Below are 13,831 nucleotides of genomic sequence, written 5' to 3' on the forward strand. Positions count from 1 at the left end.
TCAGCGCAGCGGTAGGTCAGTCGACCTTTTTTACGGGGCGCAGGCCACTCACGCCCGCGACGATATGCGCTTCCAGCTCATCCGGCGAGAATTGCCATACCTTGTAGAAATTGGTTTCGGTGGGTTCCGGCAGCGGCAGTGAAATGCGCCAGGTCTTGCCGTCCAGATTTTGATATTCGGCGATCACGCCGATGTAACGTGCGTCCAATGCGCTTTGCCCGCCGAGCTTCTTACCGGTCTGGCCCGGCGTCAGGAAGAACTGATCGCTGTCCAGCAGGCTGTTGCCGAGCACGCTTTTGGCGTCGTTTTGCAGACTGAAGAAGTCGGCATCCATGAATTCCGCATCCGAACGCAGCAGCAACACGCGAATTTTGATCGGCGCCGGTTGCGCGCCGGCGGCGGCGTTGACCTGGCGATCGGCATCGAACACCAGGCTGTAACGCGACGGCACGCTTTTGGCGGAAGACATGCAGCCGCCGAGCGCCAGCGCGCCCAGCAGCAGAAACAGCATCCCGCACCAGCGGGAAGCGATAGGGGTCGTCATCATGGGAATCTCGTCGCCCGCAGGCGTGCTGACTACTGGAGGATCCAGGTGGCTGAGCCGGCGTTTTTACACGCCTTGCTGTCGCCGCCGACTTTGACGCAGTCCTGTTTGGCGGCGCGTGCGCGGCGCGGCAGATCTTTGCGCAGCGTCGATTTGTAGCGCGCTTCCGGCACGCCGGCGTTGGCCTGGATATATCCCATCAGGTCGCCCCCGCGGATGGCGGAGATCGCCAGCCAGTTGTTCTCCACTTCGCCCAGCGCGTAGAACGCGGCGGCGTTGTCCAGGCTGCCGACGGCGGTGCCGGTATAATTTGGGCTGCTCATGATGCTGGCGGCATACAGGCTGCGGTATTCTTCACCGATCGGCTTGAACTGCTTCGGCGCGCTTACCGCGGCGCGGTGCTGCAGCGTGACGCCGTTGACTTCACTGCTGACGAGGGCGTCGTTATTGAGCGCCGGCGGCGGCGGCGGCGGGGTGGAACAACCGGCAAGCGTCAGGGCGGTCAGCAGCGTCAGGGTAATCCGTGTTTTCACAATGTCCTCTTTTCTTGATTGAATGGCTGTGTAATAAGGCGCCGTCATCAGGGCGCAAGCAGCAACACTTTTAATTGGCTCGGCACGATGCGCATGCCGAGCGCGTTGGTGGAATTCTGCAGGCTGAGGCTGGTCAGCCGGGTGGCCGGGGTGCCTTTGAGCAATACGGTAAAGGCGCCGGTCAGGTGGCGGGACGGCCCCATCACCGTCCCGGAAGCGACGCCGGTGGCCACGCCGGGGTTGTCGCCGTTGGTCAGCGGCGTCACCGTCGCCATGTTGTGCGCCGGGGTGCCGACGAACAGAATGTTGAACGCGTTCGGGATAGCGGTCGGCGCCAGGGCGATATCCGGGTAGGGCACGGGCACCGGCGCCGGGCTTGGCGTCAGACAGACGTCGGGAAACGCCAGGTCCACACCGATCATTTGGCTGTTGGCAAACATAAAAGGCCTCCGCAGGTTATCCGACGTGGATTTGTTCCGAATCCAGCTTGGTGATGTCTTTTGAGGTAATGAGCGTGTTGCGGGCATGAATGCGGGCGTAATCTTCCGCCTGATAATCCAGTTGCCCGGCGCGCACGTGCTCGGTTTGGCGCACTTTGCGGAACAGCGAATGGCTGATCTGGCTGACCGAATGCCACAGCGACTCGCAGCGTTTGCCGACCAAACGGCTGACGCTGACGAAGGCCGACAGCTCCTCGCCGCTGTATTTCATCTTGTCGACGTGGCAGTCGCCGCTGTTGGCCTGCAGCGTCATGGCATCGCCGCGCAGTTGCAATGCCTGCGCACTGTGCAGCGACAGCGAGCCGTTCGGCGTTTCAATCTGCAGATCGCCTGCGACGCAGAGCCGCGTCGCGCTTTGCGGTTCCGCACGTTCGAGGACGGCGATCGCCCACAGCTGGTGGCCGCAGCCGGCGACCAGCACGCTATCGCCGATAGCCGGCGTCAGCAGGCAGCTCGCCGCCCGGCGGCAATGCCAGCCGCGGCCTTCGCACTCCACTACCAGGCTGCCGTCCGGCAACAGGTTGACGACCTGGCCGGCGGCCTGCTGGGGCGGTGCGATGTTGACGGCGCGAGTTGTGTTGGCAACGCTCATGGTGATCCCCTCGTGAAGTGGTCAATGCATTCAGATTCGGCTCTGGCGCTGTGCGCTCCAGGTTTCGGCGGCGTACAGCTCTTCGTCGCGTTCGAGGATCCCGCTGCGATCGCCCCAGCGCGTTTGCTGCTGGTGGGCGCGGTGCATGCGGGTGCGCATAAAACGCGCGCGCCGGAAATCGGCGGCGCCGATGTCGGCATAACAGAAATCGGCGTAGGTCAGGTCGCTGTCGCTGAAATCACAACGCGCCGCGCGGCTGTGCTGGAATACGCTTTGATACAGGCGCGCCTGGCTGAAGTTGGCGGCATCCAGCGTCGCTTCGCTGAAGATAGCCTGATCGAACTGCCCGCCGCGGCACTGTGCCTGAGTCAGATTGGCCTCCAGCCACAGCGACTGCTGCGCCTGTACGCTGGTCAGGTTGGCGCGCCGCAGCGAAGCGCCCTTGAAATTGCTCTGGCGCAGCGTCGCCTGGCTGAAGTCGACGTCGTCCAATTGGTTATCGGTAAACTGGCAGGCGATCAGGCGCTGCCCGGCGTAACTTTTGCCGCGATGGTCACATTCGAAAAACGTGACACGGTCGAAATCCGCACATTCAAACCGTGTTTCACACAGGTTTAATCGAAAGAACGTGACAAGTGAGAGTCGCGTATGGCTCAAATCAGCGGCGTCGAGCGGGCTTTCGTAAAAGGTGGTGCGATCGTGCTGAGTGGCGGAAAAATTCGCGCCGGCTAATTGGCATGACATCCAGTGGCTTTGGTTGAGCGAGAGCCGGCTGAAGTCGCTCTGTTCAAGCCGGCAGTCGTTGAACATCGTCAGTTCGATATGGCTCTCGCTGAAGCGGCTGGCTGACATGGCGCACTGATTGAAGGCCGTTTGCTTCAGGTTCGCCCGTACAAATTGTGCGTGTTCGAGCCGGCAATCGCTGAAGACGCTGTCGCGCAGATCGCAATCGGAGAAGTTCACGCCGTTCAGGTTCAACTCGTTGAACATGCCGCCGGCCAAATCCATACCGGCGAATGACAGACCGTGCAAATCCTCACCGGCAATCAGCTCGCCGCGTTTCACGCGCTGGCGTATCTGCTCAGGTTTTGAGGTCATACTTCCTTCCCGTTGTGGCGAGGCAATGTTTTCACCCTGGCGGTATAGGCACCGTCGAGCCGGGTCGCCTGATCCACTTGCGACTGCGACAAGTCGGCCCGGAACAGATTGGTGCCCTGCAGGTCGGCGCCTGACAGCACGCATTTTTGCAGGATCGCCGCGATGAAATTGGCGTCGCGAAGGTTGGCCAGGGATAGATCGCTGCGAATGAACAAGCTGCCGCTGCCGTTGGCCTGGCGAAAATCGGCCTCGTTCAGCCGGGTTTCTGACAGGTCGCAGTTGTCGAGGCGCGCACGGCTGAAATTCGCCCGCTGCAGCGGCATCTGGCGCAAATTGCACTGCTTTAGCGTCGCGTCGCTGAAATCCGCCTGCGGCAACAGCGTCTTTGCCGCAAAGGCGCAGGCGGTGAGGCGTGCGGCGCTGAAGCTGAGGTTTTGCGTCTCGGTATCAACCCAGGCGCAACTTTCCAGCCGCGCCTGACTGAAGTTCACCGCCAGCAGCCGGCATTTGACGAAGCTGACTTTGTCGAGCCGGGCGTGGCTGAATGTCAGCTGCTCCAGCTGCAGTTCCATCAACGTAATGTTGGCCAGCGTGGCGCGGTTGAAGTCACACTGCCCGAGCAAGGTTTCGTATCCCAGCAAATCGCGTAATGACGCCATCGTGAAATCGCAGCGTTGAAACAACGTTTGCTGAATGTTGGTTTCGTGCAGCTGCGCGCCGCCGAAATCCGTCGCTTCGCATTTCGCCAGGGCCAAAGAGGCGTGGCTCAGATTGGCCTGTTGCAAGACGGCGCCGCTGAGATCGGCGCGTGCCAACATCGCCTCGCGAAGATCGCTGCCCACCAGTTGGGTTTGGCGCAGATTGGCGTTTTCCAGCAAAGCGCCGCGCAGGTTAGCCTGGCAGAGATCCATGCCGGACAGATCGGCGCCCGTGAGATCAAGGCCGCTGAGATCTTTATCGCGCAGCATGGCTGCGGTGACGCGTTGGCGAATGATCTGCGCCAGATCGCCGCTTAAACGCAACGCCGGGCTTTGCGCCTGTGCCGACATTAAATACATTTTGTGCAGCGCGCGCTCGCTTTCCCCCAGCTGCTTGTCGCTAAACGCGTCGGGATGCTGGCGCGCCTCCTGGAACAGCAGATCGCGCTGCTGCTGGTAGCTTTCTGCACCGGAGGGCGGCACGTGATCCCCTCCGGGGTTAAGCGGGTCGATACCCTCGGCTTGTGCCAGCTTGAGCATGTCCTGATACTGCGTCTCGGCCTGGCTTTCCAAACGCTCGACGAATTCGGCGAGTTGGTCCAGTTTCGGCGGCGCGTCTTGCGACGGCAGCGGGAACAGTTCATCGATATCCTGGCCTTCACGCCGCAGGCGCTGGCGGTGCGCTTCGCGTTGCTGGTGCTCGTAGGCGGCGATATTTTCCGCCATCGGGCTTTGCAGCGTCGGCGTTTCCGTATCCAGCCAGGCACCGATGCAGGTTTCCGGCAACAACTCCTGTTCACGGAAAGCGTGCAGGGCACCCCGCTCTTTATCCAGCCGCTGGGCCAACACCTGCCGATAATGCGCGGTGGAGCGGGGCTCGCCTTCGATTTCCAGGGCCGGCATCAGCTGCATCACGTCGGCGGCATCGTCTTCATTGATGCGCGCGCTGCCCTGATAAATCAGCAGCATCTGTTCCCAATGAGGGAAGAACCAGACGGTGGTGTGGCGCATGGCGATCTCTTCGAAATGCGCTTCGCCGCCGCGCAGCCGGTTGATGAAGCAGCGTGTGCGCCACGGCGGTAAATGCCCTTGCTGCATTGGCTCCGACGGGTGCATGTTCCATATCCGGTAGGCGGCCTGGGGCGGCAGGCTGTCGCGTTGGGGAAACTGCTGATCGTCGTCCGCCATGTTGAACAGGCGCCAGTCGATGTCGTTGGCGAAGCCGGGAAAGCCGTTTTTCAACCAGTCGGCGTCGTAGTTTTTACCGATGCGGGAGAAGCGGCGCGGCCAGGTGATATCCAACGCGTCAAAGCTTGCCGGTTGCGCGCTTTGCCGAGGGGACGTAAGGCGCCCCTGCAGCGGTTCGACATTGGGTAGGCGATGGATACGGCCTTGCGGAAATGTTTCTGGAGTGGCGCCGATGCCGTGCGGATTATCGGCGAACTGGGTGCCGCCGTAAGCCCGGCGCCAGTCCAGACGCATTTCTGCAAAAGGAAGGGGAGTGGAGGGACGATCGTTGATCCAATGGCGATCGCCGAAAACCACCAGCGTTTTCTCCAGCGAATCCAGCTGGATCTTCACGGCGCAGGCGGTTTTGTCTTGTTGATGGTGGGTGTAGGCGTTGCCGGTGGCGAGAAACTCCGCACAGGCTTTCGGGATGGCCAGATCGAGCACGCCGCCGCTCAACGTGAGTTCTTCGGCAGCCAGCTGCCACAGCTCCGGTTCGGGGCGCAGGCGCGGGGAAGCCCCCATATCGGCCAAGGCCAAAACGGAAACGCCCAGATGATTTTGCCCTTGCCAAGAGAAGGGGCGATGAAGCGCGCTGAGGCGCAGAGGTTTTACGACTTTCATTGTGTGTGTAAAGCTTCCTGTGGATATCAGCCGGCAGCCAGGCTGCTTGCTCAAAAACAATCCGTTTTTCGGTTTAATAGATATCAGGCTATGTCACAACAGATGAAGAAAACGATGCGGCGCTCAGCGCCGATCGTTAATGCGAGGGGCGTGCCCCGCTTCGAAATGGATGGTCAAGAGGACAGCGCGCTGTCCTTCCCGTTGATTCCGCGAACCAGCAGCACGGCGGCCACGGACAACGCGGCGGCGATCGTCTTGGCGATAAATTGGCCGGCGCTCTCCAGGTGGTAGGGCGCAAAAAAGCCGATGCCGGCGGTGCCCAGAATCAACAGCACGGCGAGCGCTGCAAAACAGCCAAGCTCTATCGCCAGCGCCAGTCTGCCGGGTGCCGCCGCACCCAGGTAACCCATCAAAAAACCGGGCAGGATCAGGAATCCGATCAGTTCTGCGGGGGCATTCACCGCAGACATCACTTGTTGGTTGTATTTCAGGATCGCCAGCATCAGCGCGACAAAAATCAGCAGCCGCACCGGTAACGCCGCTGCCCGACTGGCCGACAAAAAGATTTTGCCGATCGCGGCGAGCAAGACGCAGCCAACCAGGATGCCAAAGAAGGTAAACAGGATTTGTCCCCCGAGGCTGTCCTGCGTCGAAAAGGCAATAAACGCGCCCATCGTGACACTTCCTTATGCAAGGTGATTTAGCGAACTGATGGACGATAAGTCGCTTTCAGCACGTAGAAACCGGATCGCGCGGATTGAAAGGTTTATTTTTGCTCAAAGCCGAGAAAGCTCTTCGATCACCGCTTTTTTGGGGTTCTTCGGGTCGTACTTTATCGCGGTGAAATGACCCGGCTGATATCGCGGCAGATCCACGACGCTGATCGGACCTTTCGCCACCGCCGTATGGTTTTTTCCGTCTTGGGCGATGTACTTGATTTCGACTTCGCAGACCGGTCGGTTACCGTCCCACAGATTGGTCTGGCGAATGCTGACGATTTGTCCGGAGGCGGAAATGCCGTTTTCCATCACGCTGAGAGAAGAACCGATATGTTTGAAATAGCCCCAGATATCGACCGTGATGAATTTGAAAAATCCCACCAGGCTGAGAATAGGAGCCAATAAAATCAACCCGATAACGGTGAAAATATTTTTGGCCTTCGACATGGGAGTCCCTTTATAAAAAGATCGCCAGCGCCTTGGTGCTCAGTCGTAAGGCACCGTTGGTGACCAGCGCGCCAAGCTGAGTGAACGTCATGGGATCATTACTGAGCTTGAAATTGGTTTTGCTGATCGACATCGGGTTATGCGAGATATCCAGCATCGTGTGTTTAAGGCTGGTCGCCGTCAACGAAAGATTGGAGCCGTAGAAGGCAAAATTGGCCCCGGTCGCCACCCATTTCCAGCCGTGGCAGTTATCTTTCCAGCTCGGCGTTTGCACCGAGACGCCGTCCGCGCTGGTGATATCGATGGTTTTCGCCTTGATGGTCAGCGTGCCGGTTATCGTCGTGTTCTGGTTGTTATTATAGGTTTCGGTGACATCCCCGGTCACGGTAGCGGTCTGCCCGCCCGCTTCAATCGTCAGGACTTGCCCGCCGGCAGTAATGGTGGTGTGCTGGCCGCCGGCGGTGATGTTGACGGTCTGCCCCTGCTTGATGGTGCTGGTCTGTTGCCCTTCGGTAATGTCGAGGGTCTGGTTGCCTTTCACCGTCACATGTTGAGTCTGCGTGATGTTTTGCGTCTGCGCGCCGTCAAGCTTGAAGGACTGATTGCCGGTGATGTCGATTTTATCGCCGCCGTCGATGATCGTCAGGTCGCGCCCACCTTTGATGTTCACCGTCTGATGCGCGTTCAGGTTGGCGGTTTCGAGCCCATTGACGGTGGTGGTGCGTTTCGCTTTGTACAGGAACGTGGCGTCGCCGGTGACGGTGTCTTCCTGCTGGCGGCCGATGGTGGTGGTGCGGCTGCCGTCAATATTGACGTTCTTGTCGTTTTCCACCGTCATGTTCATGTTACGTTCGGCGTGCATGTCGAAAGATTCGTTGCCGGGCGCGTCTTCCAGGAACAGGAAGCTGGCGTTGTCGGCACCGCCGCCTTTGCTGCGGCTCATAAAGCCCATTTTGGTGGCGTCACCCGGCAAATCCCACGGTGGCATGCTGTCTTCGTTATAAACGCGACCGGTGATGATTGGGCGATCCGGATCGCCGTTGATAAAGTCGACCACCACTTCCTCACCTACGCGCGGGATCTGGATCCCGCCGTATTTCCAGCCGGCCCAGGCGCTGGAAACGCGCACCCAGCAGGAGCTGGTTTCATTGCCGCTGCCGTGGCGGTCCCAACGGAACTTGAGCTTCACCCGGCCATATTTATCGGTCCAGATGCTTTCGCCTTCCGGGCCAACCACTTCGGCGGTTTGCGGGCCATGGGTTTTCGGCCAGGGCGTGGTGCGCGCCGGGCGCCAATTGATGCCCGCCGGGACGACCTGAAATTCGGTACGCTGCTCGCTAACGTCGTTATCATTGCTGGCGTAGCTGTTTTCCTGCATGAAGTAATGCGCGCTGACGACCAGGTAGGGCTGGTTGTCTTCCGTACGCGGCGCCTGGGTCAGTTGGAAACGGTAGCCGGGGGCAATGCCCTGAGAACTGCCTTCGCCGCTCATCTGCTCATGCTGCGCTTCGAACTCCTGTTGGCGAACCTTGACGTAAAACTGGCCGTGGGCGTGATCGGTGTATCGCCCGGGCCAGTCGAACACCTCGGCTTTGTCCTGCGCGAACGAGGCGGGATTCTGCCGGGCCTCCAGCAACCGCGCGCGCGGTTTGCGAAAATCGTAGTCATCCAGGCTATACAGGCTGGGCGTGATGGCGTCCGAGACGCTCCAGCTGTTGATGCTGTCTTTATTTTCCACCAGGCCGCCTTCCGCGAGCTGATAGGGAATGCTGGCGTAGCCGGCGAGTTCCTGATGCGCCGCCGGTGCGTCAGCCAGCACCAGCGTATGACCGTCTTGCTGGTGCGTGAAATAGTAATAGATGCCTTCGTGTTCCATCAGGCGGCTGATGAAGTCGAAATCGCTCTCCTGATACTGCACGCAGTATCCCCAGATGCGGTAGTCGTAACTCAGGCGGTTATCGATTTTCACCTGATACTGCCCCAGCACCTGAGTCAGGATGTCGGGAACGGTCTTTTCCTGGTAGATGCGGAAGTCGCGGTTTTGCGTCAGATACCACAGCGTGGGGCGCAGCACGGCGCGGTAGATATAGTAACGGTTGCCGCCGGCTTCTCGTCCGGAGAGGGTCATGCGCGTGATATTGCCGTTGAGATAACGCGGCGCCAACGGATTGCCCCGCAGCTCCAGCGTGATTTTTTGTCCCAGCAGTGCTTTCAGATCGAGCCGATTGTCAGGGCTGAGCAGCTCGACGTCGAACTCGAACAGCCCGGCCAGTTTTTCCTCGCCGGAAAGGCTTCGGAACAGCAGCTGATGGGCGGGCAAAGGCGTGTGCGCAATGATAAGGCGATCCATACTATCCCCCGGTTTAGGCATAGCTACCGCACGAGAATTGACGCGCGATCCCGATGGCGTATCTGTCACGAATTGAGACAGGAACTGACGAAAGATTTAACAAAGTTTACACAAAGGCACGATTTGTGCAGTCTACAATAGAGATCTGCATTTGCAAAATAGCCTTGTGGATCAATGCTCAATTCGTTAACTCGCTCACGATCTTGTTTTTTATTATCTAAAACATATAGATATGAGTAGATCATTTTTTATCTCAAATTATTGGATAATTGGTAATACCAAGAAATAAATATGTAACACTTAAGCCAACGTGTTTATAAAACAACTCTTTTTTTTCGTAAAAAAAGTCACTGATTCTTTTTTATCCTTACCATTCGTCAGTTAAAGATGATCAAATATATAAATTTAACGAATGTTAATTCGGATGATTCCTATTTGGTGGGCGCGAAAAGGCCCCTCAGCGGGCCTTGGGTCGTGGGTTTTAGTGGTTAATAATGCAGCAGTTACTGCGAGCGGGAAGTGAACGCGATTTGGCCTATCAAGTCGCAAAGCCAGATTAAGGCTGGGTCGGATTGTGCCTGCCGACCGGCGATCAGCTCGATGGGAAAAGGTGCAATGCCCAACTCGTCAGGCAATGGGAGAAGGCGTACGCGTTGCGGATCGGCAAAACGCCGGGCCACGCTGGCGGCTAAGGTGGCGATCAGATCGCTGTCGGCGATCACGGCCGGCAGGGCGACAATATGTGAAAAGGTCACGGCGACGCGCCGATGGCCGCCGATTTCCGCCAGGCGTCGGTCGACTAATCCTCTGGCAGAACCGTCGTCAGCCGGTGCATACAGCCCATGCGGCAGGCTCAGGTAGCGCGCCAGATCCCAGCGGCCATCCGCCAGTTGCGGGTGCGAACGGCTGGCAATACACACCAGATGCTCTTCAAACAACGTGCGCACATAGTGGCTTTCCGTACCGGAAAGATGTCCCCCCAGTGCGATGTCCACCTCGCCACTTTCCAACTGCCGGTAAATATTGCGGCGATCCAGGCGTGAAACGCGAATATCGATGCCGGGTGCTGCCTGACGCAACCGACTGATGATGGCGGGCAGCAGCAATATATCGGCATAGTCGCCGGCCGCCAGCGTAAAGCGCCGTTGCCCGGCGGTGGCGGGATCGAAACGGGCAGGGGGCGCCAACGCCAGATGGATCTGTTCAAGCACCCGCCGTATCTGCGGCATAAGCTGATGGGCGCGCGGCGTGGGCGCCATGCCGCCGCCGCTGCGAACAAACAGCGGATCGTTCAGCAGCGTGCGCAGCCGCGCCAAGGCATTGCTGACGGAGGGCTGGGCGCGGTTGAGACGCCGGCCTGCGGCGGTCACGTTGCGTGTCTGATACAACGCCTCGAACACCACCAGCAAGTTGAGATCGACGTTGGCTAAATTCATTTTATGAATACTCTATATACAGATAATCCATTTCCAGAATCATACTGCGTTCTCTAGGCTGGTAGCACACGAATTTAGCCTTCAGTCAGGGGAAATGATGAACAAAGTGTTGATTACCGGCATTGAGCCGTTCGATGGTGACGCGGTGAACCCTTCCTGGCAGGTTGCTCAGGCATTGGTCGGTGAGCATATCGCCGGCGCGGAGATCGCGGTGCTCGAGTTGCCCTGCGTATTGGGCGTGGCCAATTCACAGCTGGCCGCGGCCATTGATGCATTGCAGCCGCTGGCGGTGATATGTCTGGGGCTGGCCGGCGGCCGGGCTGAGATATCGCTGGAACGGGTGGCCATTAATCTGATCGATGCCCGCATTCCCGACAATGCCGGTAAGCAGCCGATCGACGTGCCGGTGGTTGCCGGCGGGCCGGTGGGGTATTTCAGCACGTTGCCGGTTAAGGCCGCGGTGCAGCAGCTGCGCCGACAGGGGATCCCGGCGGCGGTCTCTTATACGGCAGGTACCTATAACTGCAACCATATTTTTTACGGTCTGCGTCACTATCTGGAAACGCATCATTCGCGGGTCAGGGGCGGGTTCGTGCATATCCCGTACAGCCATGAACTGGCGGCGGCGCATCCGGGCAAGCCGAGTATGGCGCTGACCACGATGGTAGAGGCGGTGCGCACTATCGTGCAGGTGACGCTCACGGTAGAGGAAGATGTGCGATTCGGTGACGGAGCGGTACATTGAAAGACAGGGCGTGGCATGCCACGCCCTGATGCACATTATTCGTCAATCGTCATTCGTCGGCGACGCGGATCACCAGCTTGCCGAAGTTCTTGCCCTGCAGCAGGCCGATAAATGCCTGCGGCGCCTGCTCCAGCCCATCGACGATATCCTCGCGGAACTTGATTTTCCCCTGCTCGACCCAGCTGCTCATCTGTTGCAGGAACTCATCAAAGCGTGAGCCGTAGTCGTCGAAGATGATAAAGCCTTGCATACGGATGCGTTTACGCAGGATCAGCCCCTCCAGCAGCGGTAAACGGTCCGGCCCGGCGGGTAATCCGGTGGCGTTGTAATGGGCGATGATGCCGCAGACCGGAATGCGCGCCTTGGCGTTCAGCAGCGGCAACACGGCGTCGAATACGGCACCGCCGACGTTCTCATAATAGATGTCGATGCCCTGTGGACAGGCGGCGGCCAGTTGCTCGGCAAAGTCGGGGGCGCGGTGATCGATGCAGGCGTCGAAACCCAATTCTTCCACCACATAGCGGCATTTTTCCGCCCCGCCGGCAACGCCGACGACGCGGCAGCCTTTCAACTTCCCGATTTGGCCGACCACTGAACCGACTGCCCCGCTGGCGGCGGCCACCACCAGCGTTTCACCCGCCTGCGGTTGGCCGATATCGAGCAATCCCATGTAAGCGGTAAACCCCGGCATGCCCAGCACGCCCAGCAGGCGGGAAGGTCGCGGCAGGTGCGGGCCGAGGTTGCGCAGACCGCTGCCGTCGGACAGGGCATAATCCTGCCAGCCGTCATAACCCAACACCCAATCGCCGACGTTGAAGTCGGGATGCTGTGAGACCGCGACGCGCGATACCGTGCCGCCCACCATCACCTGACCGATCTCGACCGGCGGCGCATAGGAAGGGGCATCGCTCATGCGCCCGCGCATATAAGGATCCAGCGACAGATAAACGGTACGCAGCAACAGCTGTCCCGCGCCGGGCTGTGGCACGGGGGCGGTGTCGAGACGGAAGTTCGCCGCCGTCGGTTCGCCATGGGGGCGCGAGGCCAGCAGGAAGCGGCGGTTCTGTTGAGAAGGGGACATCGAAAGCTCCTTTGCATTGCGACAAACAAGGTTCGTTAAGCCTAGTTCAGGGGCGGCAAGGCAACGTTACCGAATGTGCTTAGCCTTAGAGCGGGACGATCAGCACGTCAATATGACTGATATTGATGAAGCGGGCGGCGGAGCAGGAGACTTTGTTCATCATGCCGTCGCGGTGATTGCCGCAGAGCAGCAGGTCGAACGGCCTGCTGCGGCTGGCGTATTCCAGGCTGTCACCCAGTTCGCCGTGCACGATCAGCATATCGGCAATCGGGTAACCGGCGCGTTGACGCAGCTCTTCCATAAACAGCCGGGTTTCCTCCTCCATCAGCGCGCGTAAATCGCCCAACATCGGCCCAGCGAAATTGTTGTACATTTCCGGGTTGGCGAGGGTGCTTAACAGGGTGATGTTACCGGCATAGGGGCGGACGATAGAGACGGCCTTTTCCACCAGGCGGTGGCTGTCAGGCGCGACGGCGACGGTGACCAGAACGTTTTGATACCCCATATCCCACTCCTTGTTGTATCCGTCGTGTTTCAGGCTGCCGCGTCGGTGGCCTTAGAGAAAATGCTGCGCTCGGATAAGGGTAGAACCTGGTGGGCGTAATAAATGTGTTTCGCATCACGCGCGGCAATAAAAGCTGAGCTTGCCCGGTTATATAGCAATAAAAGATAAAACCGTTGCCGCACGTAATTTCGCTGAATTAAAGCACCTGCGCCCACAGCGTTTTCGGCACTTTGCCCAGATCGAACAATTTACCGGCAACCAGCTCGGCGCGACGGTGGTCGGCAGCGCGGTACATGTTGCTCATTTCTGTATCGTTTTCAATGGAATAGTTCAGTTTGTCGTACACCTTTTCCAGGCTGTCCAAAGAGGAGCATTTACGGAATGTCAGCAAATATTCGAGCGTATCGGTCATGATTAAAATATAGCCTGTTAATAGTTAGAGCCGGGTGAATAACACATCACCGGCTCACGGCGATGCCGCCAAGGCAGTGATGTACGACCTGACAAAAATCATTTCAAGTAGATAAATTGCACTGGGTAATAATGAGGCGTCGCCAGCGGCGGCGCTTCGATAAATCATAATATGCCCGTGCGCCATCAGCAATCTCATCCTGCTGATAAATGAAGAAATAGGGAAAGTCTCAGAGCGAGGCTGCTCGGGATGAGGGCAGAAGCACCGCTGCTCCTGCTACGCGCAAGTTCGCGCTACCGCTTTTGCGGCGTTTTTTTCAC

Annotated in this window: 14 protein-coding genes; 1 reads left to right on the forward strand and 13 read right to left on the reverse strand. The window is 58.8% G+C overall.

All coding sequences use genetic code 11. The features are described 5' to 3' along the window. Positions 1–16: 16 nt before the first annotated feature. From tssJ to FHU12_RS06280, 10 genes are all read right to left on the reverse strand, one after another. The gene (tssJ, locus tag FHU12_RS06235) at positions 17–547 is read right to left on the reverse strand and encodes a type VI secretion system lipoprotein TssJ (protein WP_049206024.1); all 531 of its coding nucleotides are present in this window, start codon (positions 545–547) and stop codon (positions 17–19) included. Positions 548–576: 29 nt separating this feature from the next. Next, on the reverse strand, positions 577–1,077 hold the full coding sequence (gene tagV / locus FHU12_RS06240) for a type VI secretion system accessory protein TagV (RefSeq protein WP_063990282.1): 501 nt from the start codon (positions 1,075–1,077) through the stop codon (positions 577–579). Positions 1,078–1,124: 47 nt separating this feature from the next. Beyond that, entirely contained in the window at positions 1,125–1,517 is a 393-nt protein-coding gene (locus FHU12_RS06245) for a DUF4150 domain-containing protein (protein ID WP_004934933.1), read from the reverse strand. A 16-nt stretch (positions 1,518–1,533) separates the two neighbouring features. Beyond that, complete coding sequence (locus FHU12_RS06250; RefSeq protein WP_141968127.1) at positions 1,534–2,169, reverse strand: DUF3540 domain-containing protein; 636 nt, start codon at positions 2,167–2,169, stop codon at positions 1,534–1,536. A 30-nt stretch (positions 2,170–2,199) separates the two neighbouring features. After that, entirely contained in the window at positions 2,200–3,267 is a 1,068-nt protein-coding gene (locus FHU12_RS06255) for a pentapeptide repeat-containing protein (RefSeq protein WP_141968129.1), read from the reverse strand. Further along, on the reverse strand, positions 3,264–5,816 hold the full coding sequence (locus tag FHU12_RS06260) for a DUF2169 family type VI secretion system accessory protein (protein ID WP_141968131.1): 2,553 nt from the start codon (positions 5,814–5,816) through the stop codon (positions 3,264–3,266). Before FHU12_RS06260 ends, FHU12_RS06255 begins: the two co-directional genes overlap by 4 nt. Before the next feature lie 173 nt (positions 5,817–5,989). Continuing rightward, complete coding sequence (locus tag FHU12_RS06265; RefSeq protein ID WP_141959535.1) at positions 5,990–6,490, reverse strand: hypothetical protein; 501 nt, start codon at positions 6,488–6,490, stop codon at positions 5,990–5,992. Positions 6,491–6,592: 102 nt separating this feature from the next. Continuing rightward, complete coding sequence (locus FHU12_RS06270; RefSeq protein ID WP_141968133.1) at positions 6,593–6,982, reverse strand: DUF3592 domain-containing protein; 390 nt, start codon at positions 6,980–6,982, stop codon at positions 6,593–6,595. Positions 6,983–6,992: 10 nt separating this feature from the next. After that, positions 6,993–9,332 carry a type VI secretion system Vgr family protein gene (locus tag FHU12_RS06275; protein ID WP_141968135.1) on the reverse strand — a complete coding sequence of 780 codons (2,340 nt, stop codon included), beginning with the start codon at positions 9,330–9,332 and terminating at the stop codon, positions 6,993–6,995. Positions 9,333–9,835: 503 nt separating this feature from the next. Continuing rightward, complete coding sequence (locus FHU12_RS06280) at positions 9,836–10,768, reverse strand: LysR family transcriptional regulator (RefSeq protein ID WP_141968137.1); 933 nt, start codon at positions 10,766–10,768, stop codon at positions 9,836–9,838. Positions 10,769–10,865: 97 nt separating this feature from the next. On the opposite strand from FHU12_RS06280, the gene pcp reads away from it, so the two are divergent. Continuing rightward, positions 10,866–11,513 carry a pyroglutamyl-peptidase I gene (gene pcp, locus FHU12_RS06285; RefSeq protein WP_141968140.1) on the forward strand — a complete coding sequence of 216 codons (648 nt, stop codon included), beginning with the start codon at positions 10,866–10,868 and terminating at the stop codon, positions 11,511–11,513. Positions 11,514–11,562: 49 nt separating this feature from the next. Here pcp and curA read toward each other — a convergent pair whose 3' ends face one another. The 3 genes from curA to ydgT all read right to left on the reverse strand — a co-directional run bounded on the left by curA (position 11,563) and on the right by ydgT (position 13,511). Continuing rightward, on the reverse strand, positions 11,563–12,594 hold the full coding sequence (gene curA, locus FHU12_RS06290) for an NADPH-dependent curcumin/dihydrocurcumin reductase (RefSeq protein WP_141968142.1): 1,032 nt from the start codon (positions 12,592–12,594) through the stop codon (positions 11,563–11,565). Between the two features lie 85 nt (positions 12,595–12,679). Then, complete coding sequence (gene uspC / locus FHU12_RS06295; RefSeq protein ID WP_141968144.1) at positions 12,680–13,099, reverse strand: universal stress protein UspC; 420 nt, start codon at positions 13,097–13,099, stop codon at positions 12,680–12,682. A 196-nt stretch (positions 13,100–13,295) separates the two neighbouring features. Continuing rightward, positions 13,296–13,511 carry a transcription modulator YdgT gene (gene ydgT, locus FHU12_RS06300; protein WP_004934895.1) on the reverse strand — a complete coding sequence of 72 codons (216 nt, stop codon included), beginning with the start codon at positions 13,509–13,511 and terminating at the stop codon, positions 13,296–13,298. Positions 13,512–13,831 lie beyond the last annotated feature (320 nt).

It is taken from the genome of Serratia marcescens (genome assembly GCF_006715005.1).
Lineage (GTDB): Bacteria > Pseudomonadota > Gammaproteobacteria > Enterobacterales > Enterobacteriaceae > Serratia > Serratia montpellierensis.

Bases quoted from the DNA above. Each gene is read 5' to 3' on its own strand.
- tssJ (WP_049206024.1), bottom strand. From the start codon at position 547: ATGATGACGACCCCTATCGCTTCCCGCTGGTGCGGGATGCTGTTTCTG.
- FHU12_RS06245 (WP_004934933.1), bottom strand. From the start codon at position 1,517: ATGTTTGCCAACAGCCAAATGATCGGTGTGGACCTGGCGTTTCCCGAC.
- FHU12_RS06250 (WP_141968127.1), bottom strand. From the start codon at position 2,169: ATGAGCGTTGCCAACACAACTCGCGCCGTCAACATCGCACCGCCCCAG.
- FHU12_RS06255 (WP_141968129.1), bottom strand. From the start codon at position 3,267: ATGACCTCAAAACCTGAGCAGATACGCCAGCGCGTGAAACGCGGCGAG.
- FHU12_RS06260 (WP_141968131.1), bottom strand. From the start codon at position 5,816: ATGAAAGTCGTAAAACCTCTGCGCCTCAGCGCGCTTCATCGCCCCTTC.
- FHU12_RS06265 (WP_141959535.1), bottom strand. From the start codon at position 6,490: ATGGGCGCGTTTATTGCCTTTTCGACGCAGGACAGCCTCGGGGGACAA.
- FHU12_RS06270 (WP_141968133.1), bottom strand. From the start codon at position 6,982: ATGTCGAAGGCCAAAAATATTTTCACCGTTATCGGGTTGATTTTATTG.
- FHU12_RS06275 (WP_141968135.1), bottom strand. From the start codon at position 9,332: ATGGATCGCCTTATCATTGCGCACACGCCTTTGCCCGCCCATCAGCTG.
- FHU12_RS06280 (WP_141968137.1), bottom strand. From the start codon at position 10,768: ATGAATTTAGCCAACGTCGATCTCAACTTGCTGGTGGTGTTCGAGGCG.
- pcp (WP_141968140.1), top strand. From the start codon at position 10,866: ATGAACAAAGTGTTGATTACCGGCATTGAGCCGTTCGATGGTGACGCG.
- curA (WP_141968142.1), bottom strand. From the start codon at position 12,594: ATGTCCCCTTCTCAACAGAACCGCCGCTTCCTGCTGGCCTCGCGCCCC.
- uspC (WP_141968144.1), bottom strand. From the start codon at position 13,099: ATGGGGTATCAAAACGTTCTGGTCACCGTCGCCGTCGCGCCTGACAGC.
- ydgT (WP_004934895.1), bottom strand. From the start codon at position 13,511: ATGACCGATACGCTCGAATATTTGCTGACATTCCGTAAATGCTCCTCT.